15 protein-coding genes and 1 pseudogene are annotated in these 16,355 nt (G+C 70.6%); 10 read left to right on the top strand and 6 right to left on the bottom strand.

Annotation, left to right across the window (positions count from 1 at the left end; genetic code table 11):
* Positions 1-12: 12 nt before the first annotated feature.
* Genes E7Z54_RS07405 through secA form a run of 4 tightly spaced genes read left to right on the top strand, consistent with a single transcriptional unit; the run spans position 13 to position 5,595 of the window.
* Positions 13-924, top strand: a complete 912-nt coding sequence (locus tag E7Z54_RS07405; RefSeq protein WP_136432429.1) for an alpha/beta hydrolase — start codon at positions 13-15, stop codon at positions 922-924.
* Positions 921-2,273: a bifunctional tetrahydrofolate synthase/dihydrofolate synthase gene (folC, locus tag E7Z54_RS07400; RefSeq protein ID WP_136432427.1), complete on the top strand. Its 1,353-nt coding sequence runs from the start codon at positions 921-923 to the stop codon at positions 2,271-2,273. Before E7Z54_RS07405 ends, folC begins: the two co-directional genes overlap by 4 nt.
* On the top strand, positions 2,270-2,677 hold the full coding sequence (locus E7Z54_RS07395; protein ID WP_240769563.1) for a DUF4233 domain-containing protein: 408 nt from the start codon (positions 2,270-2,272) through the stop codon (positions 2,675-2,677). The genes folC and E7Z54_RS07395 overlap by 4 nt, the downstream gene beginning before the upstream one ends.
* A 23-nt stretch (positions 2,678-2,700) precedes the next feature.
* On the top strand, positions 2,701-5,595 hold the full coding sequence (gene secA / locus E7Z54_RS07390; protein WP_136432425.1) for a preprotein translocase subunit SecA: 2,895 nt from the start codon (positions 2,701-2,703) through the stop codon (positions 5,593-5,595).
* On the opposite strand, the gene E7Z54_RS07385 is transcribed toward secA, so the two are convergent.
* Complete coding sequence (locus tag E7Z54_RS07385) at positions 5,592-6,095, bottom strand: Rv3235 family protein (RefSeq protein WP_136432424.1); 504 nt, start codon at positions 6,093-6,095, stop codon at positions 5,592-5,594. The genes secA and E7Z54_RS07385 overlap by 4 nt on opposite strands.
* A 19-nt stretch (positions 6,096-6,114) precedes the next feature.
* A complete protein-coding gene (locus tag E7Z54_RS23730; RefSeq protein ID WP_206056064.1) occupies positions 6,115-6,753 on the bottom strand; it encodes a LysM peptidoglycan-binding domain-containing protein in 639 nt (212 codons plus the stop codon).
* 123 nt (positions 6,754-6,876) lie between these two features.
* On the opposite strand from E7Z54_RS23730, the gene E7Z54_RS07375 reads away from it, so the two are divergent.
* On the top strand, positions 6,877-7,416 hold the full coding sequence (locus tag E7Z54_RS07375; RefSeq protein WP_136432422.1) for a hypothetical protein: 540 nt from the start codon (positions 6,877-6,879) through the stop codon (positions 7,414-7,416).
* A 12-nt stretch (positions 7,417-7,428) separates the two neighbouring features.
* Here E7Z54_RS07375 and E7Z54_RS07370 read toward each other — a convergent pair whose 3' ends face one another.
* From E7Z54_RS07370 to E7Z54_RS07355, 4 genes are read right to left on the bottom strand one after another with little or no spacing between them, the layout of a single operon-like run.
* A complete protein-coding gene (locus E7Z54_RS07370; RefSeq protein WP_136432421.1) occupies positions 7,429-7,776 on the bottom strand; it encodes a sec-independent translocase in 348 nt (115 codons plus the stop codon).
* 36 nt (positions 7,777-7,812) lie between these two features.
* Complete coding sequence (locus E7Z54_RS07365) at positions 7,813-8,958, bottom strand: Mrp/NBP35 family ATP-binding protein (protein ID WP_136432516.1); 1,146 nt, start codon at positions 8,956-8,958, stop codon at positions 7,813-7,815.
* Positions 8,959-9,008: 50 nt separating this feature from the next.
* The gene (locus E7Z54_RS07360) at positions 9,009-9,554 is read right to left on the bottom strand and encodes a DUF1003 domain-containing protein (RefSeq protein ID WP_136432419.1); all 546 of its coding nucleotides are present in this window, start codon (positions 9,552-9,554) and stop codon (positions 9,009-9,011) included.
* Positions 9,551-10,810: a magnesium transporter MgtE N-terminal domain-containing protein gene (locus tag E7Z54_RS07355; RefSeq protein WP_136432417.1), complete on the bottom strand. Its 1,260-nt coding sequence runs from the start codon at positions 10,808-10,810 to the stop codon at positions 9,551-9,553. Before E7Z54_RS07355 ends, E7Z54_RS07360 begins: the two co-directional genes overlap by 4 nt.
* Positions 10,811-10,992: 182 nt before the next feature.
* Here E7Z54_RS07355 and E7Z54_RS07350 point away from each other — a divergent pair, with 182 nt between their 5' ends.
* The 5 genes and pseudogenes from E7Z54_RS07350 to E7Z54_RS07330 form a co-directional block, all read left to right on the top strand.
* Positions 10,993-12,039, top strand: coding sequence for an endonuclease/exonuclease/phosphatase family protein (locus tag E7Z54_RS07350; RefSeq protein WP_136432415.1), 1,047 nt, complete (start codon positions 10,993-10,995; stop codon positions 12,037-12,039).
* Between the two features lie 13 nt (positions 12,040-12,052).
* Positions 12,053-12,490, top strand: a complete 438-nt coding sequence (locus tag E7Z54_RS07345) for a hypothetical protein (protein WP_136432414.1) — start codon at positions 12,053-12,055, stop codon at positions 12,488-12,490.
* Positions 12,491-12,637: 147 nt separating this feature from the next.
* Entirely contained in the window at positions 12,638-13,987 is a 1,350-nt protein-coding gene (locus E7Z54_RS07340; protein WP_136432412.1) for a phospholipase D-like domain-containing protein, read from the top strand.
* A 59-nt stretch (positions 13,988-14,046) separates the two neighbouring features.
* A complete protein-coding gene (locus E7Z54_RS07335; protein ID WP_136432410.1) occupies positions 14,047-15,636 on the top strand; it encodes a class I SAM-dependent methyltransferase in 1,590 nt (529 codons plus the stop codon).
* Positions 15,633-16,355: pseudogene (locus tag E7Z54_RS07330) on the top strand (hypothetical protein); the annotation flags it as partial. The gene E7Z54_RS07335 and the pseudogene E7Z54_RS07330, both read left to right, overlap by 4 nt.

The raw sequence follows: 16,355 nt of genomic DNA, 5'->3' as shown, positions 1-16,355 counted from the left end.
TAGGGTGCCGGCATGGCGCTGCACCCCCAGGCTCGCAAGGCGGTCGAGGAGTCCCGCGCGGAGACGTCCGTGACCGACCCGGTCTTCGACATCGACACCGCTCGGAAGCAGGACCGCGCCGCGGCGCTCGCCCAGCCGCGGGAGCCGGTGGCCGAGGTCCGTGACGTCGACGCCGGCGGCGTGCCGGCCCGGCTCTACCTGCCCGAGGGATACGACGCCGTCGTGCTGCACGCCCACGGCGGCGGCTTCGTGCTCAACGACATCGACGTCCACGACGCGGTCGCACGCCGACTCGCCAACCGCTCGGGCATGGCCGTCCTCAGCGTGGACTACCGGCGACCGCCCGAGCACCGCTTCCCGGCCGCGCCCGACGACCTCACCGCCGCCGTCGCCTGGCTCGGCGACCAGCCGGAGCTCGCCGGGTTGCCGACCTTCGCGCACGGCGACAGCGCAGGCGGCAACCTCGCACTGGTGGCGGCCCTGCGGCATCCGGGCCGGTTCGCCGGAGTGGCGCTCATCTACCCCTTCCTCGACCCTTCCGCGTTCTTCGACTCCTACCGGACCGCTGCCGACGGGTTCGACCCCGCCGAGGCGGCCTGGTACTGGGAGCAGTACACCGGCTCGGCAGCCGATCTCCTGCACCCCGACCTCGCGCCGCTCCGCTCCGACAGGCTCGGGACGCTGCCCCCCACCCTGGTGGTCACCGCCGAGCACGACCCGCTTCGCGACGAGGGCGAGCACCTGGCCGTGCTGCTCGCCGAGGCGGGCGTGGAGGTCGTCGCCAACCGGTACCTCGGACTGGTGCACGGCTTCTGGCGGCACGCCGACCTGTTCGACGCGGCGGAGCCCCTCATGCGCCAGGTCGCCGGCTGGATGCGGATGGTGGCCGAGCGCCACGACTCAAATAGACTGCGACCGAGATGAATGATCCTGCCGCGCGTGCTGCCCAGTCCTTCGCCGAGGCCGAGGACGCCCTGCTGTCCCGGTGGCCCGAGACCCGGCTGGAGCCCTCGCTCGACCGGATCCTCGCGTTCACCGAGCTCCTCGGCGACCCGCAGCGCGCCTACCGGTCGATCCACCTGACCGGCACCAACGGCAAGACGTCCACCTCGCGGATGATCGACGGGCTGCTTCGCGCCCTCGACCTGCGGACGGGCCGGTTCACCAGCCCGCACGTGGAGAAGATGAGCGAGCGCATCAGCATCGACGGGGAGCCCCTCGACGACGAGGCGTTCGTCCGGGCGTTCAACGAGATCGCGCCGTACACGCACCTGGTCGACGCCTCCGAGGCCCACCCCCTGAGCTTCTTCGAGACCGTGGTCGGCATGGCGTACGCGGCGTTCGCCGACGCCCCGGTCGACGTCGCGGTGGTCGAGGTCGGCATGGGCGGATCCTGGGACGCGACGAACGTGATCGATGCGGACGTCGCGGTGATCACGCCGATCGCCGTGGACCACGCTCACTACCTCGGCACGACTGCGGCCGCGATCGCCCGCGAGAAGTCGGGCATCATCAAGCCCGGTGCCACCGTGGTCGTCGCTCAGCAGACCGCGGACGTCGCCGCTGTCCTCCTCGAGCGGACGGTCGAGGTAGGAGCGACGCTCGCCCGCGAGGGGCTGGAGTTCGGCATCGCGTCCCGCGTGCCGGCCGTCGGCGGCCAGGCGATCTCGCTCCAAGGCCTCCGCGGTCGGTACGACGACGTGTTCCTGCCGCTCTACGGCGCCCACCAGGCGCAGAACGCCGTGATGGCCCTCGCCGCCGTGGAGGCGTTCCTCGGGGGAGAGGAGCCGCTAGGGGACGACGTCGTCCGGACGGCGTTCTCCGAGGCGACCTCACCCGGCCGGCTCGAGGTCATCCGGCGCAGCCCCACCATCGTGCTGGACGCCGCGCACAACCCGCACGGTGCGGAGGCGACGGCGGCCGCGCTCGACGACTCCTTCCAGTTCGACCCGCTCATCGGGGTGATCGGCGTGATGGGCGACAAGGACGCGGAGGGGCTGCTCGCGGCGTTCGAGCCGCACCTCGCGCACGTGGTGGTCACCCAGAACTCCGCCGACCGGGCGATGCCCGCCGAGCAGCTCGCGGTCACCGCGCGCGAGGTCTTCGGCGAGGACCGGGTCAGCGTCGCGCCGCGACTGTCCGACGCCATCGACGAGGCTGCGGGACGTGCCGAGTCCGGTGGCAGTGACGCGCTGAGCGCCGGGGCCGTGCTGGTGACCGGCTCCGTGGTCACCGTCGGCGAGGCGCGGGTGCTCCTGGGAGGCCGCAAGTGACCGAGGCGGTGGAGCCCGGGGCGGTCCCCGAGCGCGAGCGCTCGCCGCGTCGCTCGATGTGTGCCGCCGTCCTCTCCCTCGAGGCGATCGCCCTCGGCCTGAGCACGCCGGTGATGATCTCGCTCTCCGACGTCCGGCCCGCGGTCGCGCTTCCGGTCGGCCTCGGGCTGGCGCTGGCCTGCGTCCTCGTCGCGGGGATGCTCCGCGCGGAGTGGGCCTACTCCCTCGGCCACGGCATCCAGGCCGCGGCGATCCTCCTCGGGTTCCTGGTGCCGGTCATGTGGGTCCTCGGACCGGTTTTCGCGCTCCTCTGGGGGTCGGCCTACGGTCTCGGCCGGAAGATCGAGCGGGAGCGTGCGGCGGCCTACGCCGAGTACGACCGCACGCGGAGGGACGACGGGTAACCCCTGCTAGGTAGAGTGGCGCCGTGCCAGTGATCATCGACAAGCTCCTCCGTATCGGAGAGGGCAAGATCCTCCGCCAGCTCGAAGCGATCTCGAAGGCAGTCAACGCCATCGAGGACGACTTCGTCGCCATGACCGACGACGAGCTGCGGGGCATGACGGACGAGTTCCGGAAGCGCCTCGCGGACGGCGAGACCCTGGACGACCTCATGCCGGAGGCATTCGCCACCGTGCGGGAGGCGGCCAAGCGGGTCATCGGCCAGCGTCACTTCGACGTGCAGATCATGGGTGGCGCCGCGCTGCACATGGGCAACATCGCGGAGATGAAGACCGGTGAGGGAAAGACGCTGGTCTCGACCCTGCCGGCCTACCTCAACGCCCTCGAGGGCAACGGCGTCCACATCGTCACGGTCAACGACTACCTGGCGAAGTTCCAGTCGGAGATGATGGGCCGGATCCACCACTTCCTCGGTCTGTCGGTGGGTGTGATCCTGCCGAGCATGAGGCCCGCCGAGCGTCGCGAGGCCTACGCCTGCGACATCACCTACGGCACCAACAACGAGCTCGGCTTCGACTACCTGCGCGACAACATGGCCTCCTCGATCGAGGAGTGCGTCCAGCGCGGTCACAACTACGCCATCGTCGACGAGGTCGACTCGATCCTCATCGACGAGGCGCGGACCCCGTTGATCATCAGCGGTCCGACGCAGGACGAGGTGAAGTGGTACGGCGAGTTCTCCAAGATCGCGGAGAAGCTCACCCGCGACGTCGACTACGAGGTGGACGAGAAGAAGCGGACCATCTCGGTCCTCGAGGCCGGCATCACGAAGGTCGAGGACCACCTCGGCATCGAGAACCTCTACGAGTCGGCGAACACGCCACTGATCTCGTTCCTCCACAACTCGATCAAGGCCAAGGAGCTCTTCCGCAACGACAAGGAGTACGTCGTCATGGAGGGCGAGGTGCTCATCGTCGACGAGCACACCGGCCGCATGCTCGCGGGTCGCCGCTACAACGACGGCCTCCACCAGGCGATCGAGGCCAAGGAGGGCGTGAAGGTCCGCGAGGAGTACCAGACGCTCGCCACGATCACCCTGCAGAACTACTTCCGCCTCTACGAGAAGCTCTCCGGCATGACCGGCACGGCGCTCACCGAGGCCTCCGAGTTCGACAAGATCTACAAGCTCGGCGTGGTCCCCATCCCGACCAACAAGCCGATGAAGCGCGCGGACCAGGCCGACCTCGTCTACCGGACCGAGGAGGCCAAGTACAACGCGGTGGTCGACGACATCGTCGAGCGGCACCAGAAGGGCCAGCCGGTCCTGGTCGGCACGGTGTCGGTCGAGAAGTCCGAGTACCTCTCGAACGCGCTCAAGAAGAAGGGCGTCCCGCACTCGGTCCTGAACGCGAAGGTCCACGCCGAGGAGGCGAAGATCGTCGCGATGGCCGGGCACAAGGGCGCTGTCACGGTCGCGACCAACATGGCTGGTCGCGGCACCGACATCATGCTCGGCGGCTCGGTCGAGTTCCTCGCCGACGCCGAGCTCCGCAAGCAGGGCCTCGAGCCCACCGGTGAGACCGCCGACGAGTACGACGCCGCCTGGCCGCAGATGCTCGAGCAGATCCGGAAGCAGGTCGAGAAGGAGCACGACGAGGTCGTCGAGCTCGGCGGCCTGTACGTCATCGGCACCGAGCGCCACGAGTCGCGCCGCATCGACAACCAGCTGCGTGGTCGCTCCGGTCGCCAGGGTGACCCCGGCGAGAGTCGCTTCTACCTCTCGCTGCAGGACGAGCTCATGCGGCTCTTCAAGTCCGACTGGGTCGACCGGGTGCTGCTCCTGCTGAAGATCCCTGACGACGTCCCGATCGAGAACAAGCGGGTCACCAACGCGATCGCCAACGCCCAGGGCCAGGTCGAGTCGCAGAACTTCGAGTCCCGCAAGAACGTCCTCAAGTACGACGACGTGATGGACCGCCAGCGCAAGGTGATCTACGGCGAGCGTCGCGAGGTGCTCGAGGGGGTCAACCTCGAGGAGCAGATCCGCACATTCATCGACGACGTCGTCACCGGCTTCGTCTCCAGCGCGCTCGACGAGTTCTCCGAGGAGTGGGACCTCGAGCAGCTGTGGACCGACCTCAGGCAGTTCTGGCCGGTCTCGCTGTCGTGGAAGGACCTGGTCGAGGACGCCGGCTCCCAGGCTGCCCTCGAGAAGTCCGACCTGATCGAGACGCTCCGGCTGGACGCGCACGCCGCCTACGATCTCCGCGAGGAGGAGGTCGGCGAGGAGGTCCTGCGCGAGCTCGAGCGTCGCGTGCTGCTCTCGGTCCTCGACCGCAAGTGGCGTGAGCATCTCTACGAGATGGACTACCTCCGCGAGGGCATCTACCTGCGGGCGTACTCGCAGCGCGACCCCCTGGTCGAGTACCAGCGCGAGGGCTACGACATGTTCGCGGCGATGATGGACGGCATCAAGGAGGAGACGGTCGGCTTCCTCTTCAACCTGGAGGTCCAGGTCGAGGAAGGGCCCGACGACGAGGACGGGGAGTTCCACTTCCACCCGGACGGCTCGCGGCACGCGGGTCCGATGCACGAAGGTGCCCTGGCGGAGCCGCCGGTCGCGGTCGGCGCCGGCGGCGTCGACCTGGCCTCCATCTCCGCGGAGCTCAAGGCCTCGACCCCGAAGGTGAGGGCCAAGGGGCTCGACCCCGCGCCGAAGCCGACCAGCCTCTCCTACAGCGCCCCGGACGAGACCGGCCACGAGGAGGTCCGCACCTCAGGGACGGTCTCCAACGCCGACGACGAGTTCGCCGGCATCAGCCGCAACGCCCTGTGCCCCTGCGGTTCGGGCAAGAAGTACAAGCGTTGCCATGGTGCGCCGGGCGGCCCGACGGGCCACGCGGCTCGGGTCAACGGCTAGGAGAAGTCCAGGGCGGTGCAGATCCAGCGCTGGTCGATCCGCTCGAAACGAGCGGCGACCGCGCGGGACCGCTCGCCGTACCTGACGTGCACGCCGCACTCGACGATCGCGTCGCTGATGAAGCACGCGTGCACGCTCTGCACCCGCGGTCGGACCGGCTGGACCCGGGCGAGACCGGGCTGGTGCCCGCCGGCGCGCGCCACGAGCAGGGCCCGGCGGTGCAGGTCGGCGTAGACGTCGGGTGAGGTCCAGCGGATCAGCTGCGAGGTCGGGCGGTCACCGCCGACGATCTCGACGGCGGCCTGGGCGAACCGGTGGGTCCACTCCTCGATCGACCGCCGCAGCCGGAGGTCGACCACGGCCGCTCCCGGACGGGCCTCACCGGTCGCGCCGGGTGGTGGCGACTGGCGGGGGAGAAGAGCGAGGGCGAGCGTGCCCTGAGTCGGCGCCACCGGCACCGCCAGCCGGACGCCGACCAGGTCGGGGTGGTTGACGGACATGGTGCCTCCTGGGATGTGATCAGATGTGCGGCAGCCGCAGGTGCTGCCCGGGCTGGACGAGGTCGGGGTCGGGGCCGATCACGGCGGCGTTGAGGTCGTGGATCCGTCGCCAGTACGTCGCCACGTCGGCCACGTCCGCAGCCGGACCCAGCCGGCGGGCGGCGATCGCCCAGAGCGAGTCGCCCGGACGGACCCGCACCACGGCGTCGGCCTGGTCGGCCGTCCGGCGCGGCCCGTCGGTGACCCGGTCAGGCAGTGGCAGCCCGTCCAGGGCATGTGCCGGGAGCTGGGGCGACCCGAGCCCGTCCTGTCCCACGGCCGCGGCGGTGGTCGTCGTACCTGCCAGGGCGGCGACGCCGCAGGCCGCCACCAGGGTGGAGCGGACACGCCCCGCCCGTCGCGAGCCCACCCGTCCGGGGGTCCGGGCAACGGCGAGGACGACCTGGGTGGTCACCAGCCAGAGCCACACGGCGGCACCGATCGTGGCCGTCGCGCAGAGCTGGACGAGCAGCGTGGTGAAGTCCGTCCCGAGCCGGCTCCGCAGGAGGCGAGCCTCCGGCAGGCAGAGCCGGCCCAGGCCGAGCGTCACCGTGGTCACCGTGAGCCAGAGCAGTGCGGCCCGGAGGCGCACCGCAGCGGCATGTGCGAACAGACCCATCCCGAGATATCCTTGCGTTTGCTTCTGTTTGACGCAGTCTGTCCGCATTTGACGACCAATGCAACGGGCTCTCCACAGGCTGCTGCTGTGCGTCGCCGGGCACGAGCGTGCGAGGGTGGGGGCATGGGTTGGGAGCACGATCTTTTCGCGTTGTTCGACGACCTCGAAGGCCAGGCTTCCGCCCTCTACGCAGCCGAGCGGGACGTCGAGCTGGCCGACCGCAGCCGGGCCGAGTACCAGCAGGTGACACTCGCCAGCCGGCTGATGGCTACGCTCGGCACCGAGGCCACGCTCGGCGTGCATGGCATCGGCGGCCCGGTCACCGGGACGGTCGAACGGGTGGCCGAGGAGTGGGTTCTGGTGTCCTCCGGCGAGCAGGACTGGGTCGTCAACCTCGACGCCGTCCGGACCGTCGAGGGTGCCTCCGTGCGATCGGTGCCGGAGGTGGCGTGGTCACCGCTGACCCGGTTGGGTCTGGGCTCGGCGCTGCGCCGGATCGCCGAGGCGGGGGAGCGTTGCCTGGTCCACCTGCGCGACGGGAGCCGGCACGAGGGCACCCTGCGGCGCGTCGGCGGCGACTTCTGCGAGCTCGTCGAGGGCGAGGACCGGCGGATGATCCTGATCGCGTTCAGCGGCCTCGCCGCTGCCCAGTCCCGCGTCTGACCCCGAGGCGCCCTAGGTCGCGTCGACGTCGTACGGCGGCAGCTCACCTGTCCCGAGGGGGACCTGCGCGTCGTCGTCGGCGTCGGACTTGATGGCGTCCTCGATCTCGTCGAGCTCGGCCATCGCCTCGGCAAGGTGCTTGCGCACGATGGCGCGCGGATCGAGGTCGGCCAGGTCCAGGTCGGCGTACTCGGGTCCCAGCTCGGCGCGCAGCTCGTCGCGGGCGTTGGTGGCGAAGTTCCGCAGCTGCCGCAGGAACTTGCCGGCCTGCCTGGCGAGCTCGGGCAGCTTGTCCGGCCCGAAGACGAAGATCGCCACGAAGGCGATCATCACCAGCTCCCCGAACCCGATGTCGAACACTGGACGTCTCTCGCGCTCAGCCGGCTCAGGCCGCGATCAGAACTTGCTGGTGGGGGTGAGGCCGAGCTGCAGGCCCGCCAGACCACGGCCCCGCCCGTCCAGCCGGTCGGCGATCGAGGTGAGCGCCTCCGCCGCGGGGGCGGTCGGGTTGGACTCGACGATCGGCTTGCCCGAGTCACCTCCCTCGCGCAGCGACAGGTCGAGCGGGATCCGGCCGAGGACCGGCACGTCGTACCCGAACCGCTGTGACAGCGTCTGCGCGACCCGGTCGCCGCCGCCGGACCCGAAGACCTCGAGCCGGTGCTCCTTGCCCTCGGGGGTGCAGTGGGGGCAGGGCAGGTAGCTCATGTTCTCGACGACGCCCACCACCCGCTGGTGCATCATCGAGGCCATGGTGCCGGCACGCTCGGCCACCTCGGCTGCCGCCTCCTGCGGGGTGGTGACCACCACGACCTCGGCGCCCGGCAGGTGCTGGCCCATCGAGATCGCCACGTCGCCGGTGCCCGGCGGCAGGTCGAGCAGGAGGACGTCGAGGTCTCCCCAATAGACGTCGGAGAGCATCTGGACGAGCGCTCGGTCCAGCATCGGCCCGCGCCAGGCCACCACCTGGTCGCGGCGCGGCTTGAGCATGCCGATCGAGATCACGGAGACTCCCGACGATGTCGGCACGGGCATGATCAGGTCGTCGACCTGAGTGGGGCGTGCGTCGGCCACGCCGAGCATCGCCGGCACCGAGTGACCGTAGATGTCGGCGTCGACCACGCCGACCTTCCGACCGGCCTTGGCCAGCGAGAGCGCGAGGTTGACCGTGACCGAGGACTTGCCGACGCCGCCCTTGCCGGAGGCGATCGCGAAGACCTTGGTGAGCGAGCCCGGCTGCGCGAACTGGATCTCGCGCTGGGCCTGGCCGCCACGGAGCGTCTCGTGCAGCCCGGAGCGCTGCTCGGACGACATCACGCCCAGGTTCACCCTGACGTCGGCGACGCCGTCGAGGGCGACCACCGCGGCGGTGACGTCGCGGGTGATCGTGTCCTTCAGCGGGCAGCCCGCGACGGTGAGCAGCGCATTGACCGTCACCACGGCGGCGCCGTCACGCTCGGCGATGTCGACGCTCTCGACCATGCCGAGCTCGGTGATGGGCCGCTTGATCTCGGGGTCGTTGACGCCGCCGAGCGCGGTCATGACCTGCTCGACGGTCGGGGCGTGCTGCACAGTGCTCACAACACCCGAGTCTAGGCAGATCCCCGCTGGTCCTCGTCGTCGCCGTCCTCGTGAGACTGCGCACGCTCGTCGGCGCGGTCGTCGAGGTCGGAGAGCAGCGTCCGAAGCTCGCTGCGGAGGAAGTCGCGGGTGGCGACCTCGCCCACCGCCATCCGCAGCGAGGCCACCTCGCGGGCGAGGAACTCCATGTCCGCGTGCGCCCGCGCGTCCGCCTGCCGGTCCTGCTCGGCGATCACGCGGTCCCGCGCCTCCTGGCGGTTCTGCGCGAGCAGGATCAGAGGTGCCGCGTAGGACGCCTGCGTGGAGAAGAAGAGGTTGAGCAGGATGAAGGGATAGGGGTCCCAGTGCAGGCCGAACAGGCCGACCACGTTGAGGGTGACCCAGACGATCACGAAGAGGGTCATGTAGAGCAGGAACGTCGCGGTGCCCATGAACCGGGCGAACTGCTCGGCGAAGACCCCGAAGGCGTCCTTGTTGTACGACGGCCGGCGGACCAGGTGCCGACGCTCGTCGCGTGGCGTGTCGAGCCGCTCGCGAGTGCGGCGGGTCTCGCTCACGACCTGCTCCCCGGACGTCCGGGCGCGCGGTCCCGCCAGTTGGCCGGGAGCATGTGGTCGAGCAGGTCGTCCACCGTGACCGCGCCGATCAGGCGGCCGTTGTCGTCGATCACGGGCGCGGCCACGAGGTTGTAGGTCGCCAGGTGGGCGGCCACCTCGTCGATCGACGCGTCGGCCCGCAGCCAGTCCAGCGAGTCGTCGAGGGCGCCGGCGACCAGGGTCGAGGGCGGCTCGCGGAGCAGCCGCTGGATGTGCGCGATGCCGAGCAGCTTGCCGGTGGGGGCCTCGAGCGGGGGACGGCAGACGTACACCAGTGCCGCCAGCGCCGGGGTGAGATCGGGGTTGCGGACGTGGGCCAGCGCGTCGGCGATCGTCGCGTCGGGCCCGAGGATCACCGGCTGCGGAGTCATCATCGCGCCGGCTGTGTTCTCGACGTACTTCATCAGCCGGCGGACGTCCTCGGCCTCGTCCGGCTCCATGAGCTGGAGGAGGATCTCAGCGGTCTCCGGCGGCAGGTCGCGGACCAGGTCGGCTGCGTCGTCGGCGGACATCTCCTCGAGAACGTCGGCGGCCCGTTCGGAGTCCAGGCCCTTCAGGATCTCCACCTGGTCCTCGTCGGGCAGCTCCTCGAGCACGTCCGCGAGCCGCTCGTCGTCGAGTGCCAGCGCCACGGCGGTGCGGCGATCGGGCGGCAGGTCGTGGAGGATGCTCGCCGCATCCGCAGGTCGCATCTCGTTGAGCGCAGCGACGAGGTGGGTCGCCCCCTGCCGCTCGTCGGCGCGGGTCAGGCCGACGACCTCGCTCCACTCCACGACGTGGGTCTGGCCGCGACGGCGGAAGCCCTTGGCCGGCTCCCGCACCGCCACGCGGCTCAGCACCCAGTCCCGGGTGCGAGCGGGCTCCATCCCGACGTCGTACACGGTGCCGGTGACGCCGGTGCTCTTGATGGTGACCGTCCGGTCGAGCATCTGGCCGATCACGAGGGTCTCGGTCGAGCGCTGCTCGAACCGCCGCATGTTGAGCAGGCCGGTCGTGTAGACATGACCGCTGTCGATGTTGGTCACCCGCGTCATCGGCACGAAGATCCGGCGGCGGCCGAACACCTCGGCGACCATGCCGAGCACTCGCGGCTGGGTGCCCTCGGTGCGCATGGTGACGACCAGGTCGCGGACCTTCCCGACCTGATCCCCCTGGGGGTCGAAGATCGGGAGCCCGACCAGCCTGGCCGCGAACACGCGGGAGGGAGTGGTGCTCACGAAGCACCACGCTACCGGTGAGCGGTCGCCGGGGCCGGTTACGACGGGCCGCCTGATTGGTGTGAGGCGAATCGCAGCGGTTATCCTGCGACGGCGCCGGCCGAGGGGACACCGTCAGGTCGGAACATGGAGGTGGGTTCAGGGTGGGTGAGCATCGCGTGCGGGCACGCAAGGCCCATCCGATGAGCATGCCCGAGATGATCGTCGTGGCGCTCGCCGTCGTTGCCGGCCTCGTGGCTCTCACCTTCGGCACCCTCGTCGACACCTCGCCCGCGGCGACCAGCGCGAACGACCCCCACGAGGTGGGGACGTCGCCGGCGGCGGAGGCTTCGACCGAGGAGGGCGACGCGGCCGAGGAGCCGGTCGCCGCCGAGAAGGAACCCGCCCGCGCCGACGGCGAGGTTGGGACCGCCCGCTACGACCAGGCGCAGGTCGAGAAGCTCGTGGAGAAGGTCGAGACCGAGGTGAAGCGGTCCCGCTCCGCCACGTCGTCCTTCCGCATCGCCACCCTGAACATCCTTGGCAGCAACCACGCCGGTGGCGGACTGAGCCGCGCCGCGCGAGAGGTCGGGCTCCTCAAGAGCCGCGGCATCCAGCTGGTGGGCCTCCAGGAGGTCCAGCGCGACCAGCGGGGGGTCTTCATCAGCGGCCTGAGCAACATGCAGATGTGGCCGCAGGACGCCCTGGGTCGCGACGGCTACCGGGTCCAGATCATGTGGCGGACCGACCGCTTCGAGCTCGTCGACAGCGGGGGTCGGTCGCACACGTTCAACGGCATCCCGAGCGTCCCGATCCCCTACGTGCTGCTGCGCGACAAGAACACCGGCAGCCAGTTCTGGGTGATCGTGAGCCACCACTCGCCCAACGGTCTGCAGGCCCAGCGAGATGTGTCGACCCGGATCCAGGTCGACCTGGTCAACGAGCTGAAGGCGACGGGACACCCGGTGCTCCTGATGGGCGACTTCAACGAGAAGGCCACCTTCTTCTGCGAGGTGGCGCGTGATGCCGGGATGACCGCCGCCAACGGCGGCGGCTACTCCGGCGGCTGCACCGTCCCCGGCGGTCCGCTGCGCATCGACTGGATCCTCGGCACCGCCGCCGACGTGAGGTTCTCCGGATACCACCAGGACGGCACGACCAAGTCGACCGGCATGAGCGACCACTACCTGATCTACGCCGACGCCACCATCACCGACCGCGGAACCCGTACTGCGCGCCGCCGCGATTGATAGGGTCCCGCCCATGATGCGGCGACTCATGTGGCGGGTCGTCCCCGCGGCGGTCCTCGCCAGCAGCCTGGCCCTCAGTGGATGCGGAGGCGACACCACCGGCGAGGCCGGCGGACCGACGGCGTCATCGAGCACCCCCTCCTCCTCGGCCGGGACCGACACCCCGACCGCCGCCACCTCGTCTCCTGCCGAGACCACGTCCGCCGCCCCCGCACTCCCGGACTGCGCCGAGGTCTGGGTCGAGGGCAAGCGGATCCCGAAGCCCTACCGGGGCTGCCTCGAGGACGACGGCCGGGTCTCCAAGAGCCTGCACGGCTGCTCGATGGGCGCCAGCCTCGCGCAGTACGGCAAGCGGTTCTACGGGATCCCCGGCCGCCCGGCAGTGCGGGCGACCCCCGACCGCAACCACGACCAGACCTACCTGGACCTGCTCGCCACCTGCACAGGTTGACCGGGGAACCGGCCCGAAGTCACGAATCAGTCCCCCCATCAGGTTAGGCTGTTCCGGTTCGCGAGCGTCGGGGCACGAACGCCTCTCCTGTAGCGCGGGCCGCGATCTGGGGCGCGACCCAGAGGTTCTACTCAAGGGAGATGTTTGATGCGGCGAGTCGCACGTGGCCTCGGGCTCTGGTTCACGACGATCGCAGTCGTGGTCAGCCTCGGCACTCTGCCCGGCGCCAGTGAGGCGTCCGTGACGCCCACCGTGGCCGATCCCGCGCGCGCCGCCGCGGCGGCCGCGCCCGACAACTACAGCCCGCGCCCCGGGCTGCGGTTCAACGAGCCGTACGGCCGCAAGAACACCTCCCCGTCGCGGATCCGGCGGCACATCCTCCGGAGCATCGACAGCACGGTCCGGCGCGACCAGATCAAGATCGCCGCCTGGAACATCCGCGGCCGCAACTACACCGACGCGCTGATCCGTGCGCACCGTCGAGGCGTCTCCGTCCAGGTGATCATCGACCGGAGCAACTGGACCTCCGAGCACCCCAACCCCGACGCGGCGCGCCTGTCTCGTGCCCTGAAGGGCGTGGAGAACCGGCGGAACCAGAGCTGGCTCAAGCCGTGCCGCAGCTCCTGCCGTGGCACCCGGGGCATCCCGCACTCGAAGTTCTTCCTGTTCGACCACGTCCGGACCCGCCGCTACGTCACCATGTACGGCTCCAACAACGCCACCGACGTGGCCGCGAAGGACCAGTGGAACGACCTCTACACCTTCGTCGACAACAAGGCGATGTACGACGGGTTCAAGTACGTCTTCGACCAGATGAAGAAGGATCGGAACGTCGGCAGCGCGGGCTTCCGCCGGATCAAGTTCGGCGCCAACACGATCGACTTCTACCCCTACAAGGGCGCACTCCCGCGGGAGATGGGCGATCCCGACATGCGGCGCCTCAACCGGATCCGCTGCACGGGTGCCACCGGAGGTGCGGGCTACAACGGACGGACCAAGATCCGGATCGCCCAGACCGCGATCCACGGGGACCGCGGCATCCGCCTCGCACAGAAGCTCGTCCGGCTCCGCCGTGCCGGCTGCGACATCCGAGTCGTCTACGCCCTCATGGGCAACCGGGTGCACAGCCTGCTGAAGGCCAACCGGGTCCCGATCCTGCAGTACGCCTACGACCGCAACCGCGACGGCGTCTACGACATCTACGTCCACATGAAGGTGATGGCCGTCAGCGGCGTGTACGCCGGCCGCACCAACGCCCGCGTCGTGGTCAACGGCAGCGCGAACTGGAGCGCCGTCCCGCTGGTGAGTGACGAGGTCGTCGGTGAGTTCGCGGGCCGCGGGATCACCAACGCCTACATCAACTGGATCGACTTCATGTTCAAGAACCGGCCGCGTGTCTGGGGGCCGGTGAACCTCGCTCCGGTGGCGAGCACCTACGTCGCCGGCCGTGCGATCCGCGTGGACCCGTACTCCTTCATGAAGGAGTCCGGTCTCTGACCGACACCGACATCGACGGGGCTCCGCGTCAGCGGAGCCCCGTCGGCTATTCTCCGCAGGTGGTCATGCAGGGCAGTGGGATCCGTGTCGACCGCGAGGGCATCCACTTCCACGATCCGTTCTCCGGCGCCGCCGACGTGTACTTCGGGGACCACCGCGGCTGGTCCTTCTCCGTCGACAAGCCGGGCGCCCTGCTCGTCCGCTGGCCCAAGCGGATGCACCCGTTCCTCGACGGGTGGTCGGTGGTGCGGGTCGTCGCCGGCGACGAGGAGCTCTTCGACGGGCGGATCGTGTTCAGCGACTCCGACCGCGAGGTCGAGCTGCGCGACCGGCACGGCCTGCCGGTCATCATCGACAAGTGGGGACTGCTGCAGCGGCCCTTCGACTCCCGGATGGACGGCCTGCTGGGCCTGCTCGCCGACGAGTCGCAGCGGATCCTCGACATCCTCCAGGACACCTGCCAGGTGCCGGCCTGGATCTCGTTCGGCACCCTGCTCGGCGCAGCACGCAACGGCAGGGCGATCGGTCACGACTCCGACGTCGACCTCTGCTACCTGACCGAGAAGAGGACGCCGGCCGAGGCCCAGCGAGAGCTCTGGGCCATCGGCCGCGCGCTGCGGGCGGCAGGCATGCGGGTGCTGATCCGCAGCGGCAGCTTCCTCACGGTGCAGGTGCCGACGCCGGACGGGGCCGGCGCCGGGATCGACGTCTACACCACGTTCTTCCTCGACGGCCTCTTCTACGAGACCGCCACCGTCCGGGCGCCGGTCCCGCGGTCAGCGGTCCTGCCGATCACCCCGATCGAGTTCGAGGGCCGCATGCTGCCGGGGCCTGCGGATCCGGCCCGGCTGCTGGAGATCTCCTACGGACCGAACTGGCGGGTCCCGGACCCGTCGTTCCAGCACCAGCCCGGCCGGGAGATCGAGGACCGGTTCGACCAGTGGTTCGGGAAGCTCTGGCGCCAGCGCCGGGAATGGGCGGCGTTCAACAAGGCCAGCGCCGGGCAGGCGCGACGCCCCTCGGCGTTCGCCGCGTCCGTCGCCGAGCAGCTCCCACTGGGCACCCGCGTGATCGACATCGGCGCCGGTGACGGCTCGGATGCCCGCTTTCTCGCCGAGCAGGGCTTCAGCGTGGTGGCGCTCGACTACGCGCTGCCCGGCCCGCGGCGGTGGCCCTCCCACGAGCGGCTCGACCGGGGATACGTCAACCTGTACGACGGCCGAGACGTCCTCAGCCGCGGTGCGCTGCTCGCCCGCCACTCGGGACCCCAAGCGGTGTACGCGCGGCAGCTTCTGGAGTCGTTGGCGCCCGACGGCCGGGACCACTTCTGGCGGCTCGTCCCGCTCGCGCTGCGGCGGGGCGGCGAGCTCCACCTGGAGTCCCAGGCCTGGGCCCGGCCCGCGATCGCCCGACGCCGTGAGGAGACCGGTGGCCGGTTCTGGGCCGTGTCGCCCCGTGACATGGTGGAGGCCGCGAAGGCTGCCGGCGGCGTCGTACGACGGGCCGAGGGGATCGCCGAGGCCGAGCGGACCGTCGCGTCGACCGTGGCGGTCCCGCCGACGACGTGGGCCATGACCATCTCCTGGCCTGCCCGTGGAGCCGCCGCGCAGTCCACCACGACCGACGACCGATCGGAGAGCTCCGCGTGACCCGCACCCTCTACCTTCACGTGGGCGCCCCCAAGTCGGGGACCACGTACGTGCAGCGGATCCTGGACGGCAACCGCCGCCGGCTCAAGGACGCGGGCGTGCTCGTCGTGGGCCGCCACCAGGCCGATCGGGTGCAGGCCGCGCTCCAGGTCCGCGAGGACCCTCGGTGGTCCAAGCTGCCGGAGAACCGGAAGGACATGTGGGGCCGCCTCGTGGCGGAGATCCGAGCATGGAACGGCCCGACCGCGATCCTCAGCTACGAGCTGTTCTCGGCGGCGTCGGCAGAGCAGGCCGAGCGGGCCCTGGCCGACCTGGCCGGCATCGACGTGCACGTGGTGATCACCTCGCGCGATCTCGCGCGCTCGGTTCCCTCGGCCTGGCAGGAGCGCCTCAAGTTCGGCCTCACCGTCCCGCTCGAGGCCTGGGAGCCGCCGCCGCCGCACGCCCGCCGGAGCGAGTGGGGCTGGCGCACCACCGACCCGGCCGAGGTCGCCGACCGGTGGGGGAGGACCCTGCCCGCGGACCACGTGCACCTCGTCACCGTGCCGCGGTCCGCGGCCGACCCTTCCGAGCTGTGGCGCCGCTTCGCGGGCGCCTGCGGCGTCGGCGAGGTCGCGATCGACGTCCAGGTCCCGCGCGTCAACGAGTCGCTGGGCGCCGTGGGCGCCGAGCTGCTCCGTCGCGTCAACCATCATCTGCGGCCGCCGCTCGCGGCTGCC

The organism is Nocardioides sp. (assembly GCF_004803405.1).
Lineage (GTDB): Bacteria > Actinomycetota > Actinomycetes > Propionibacteriales > Nocardioidaceae > Nocardioides > Nocardioides vastitatis.
Note: the sequence above shows the minus strand (reverse complement) of the source record. Positions and strands in the feature narration are given on the sequence as shown.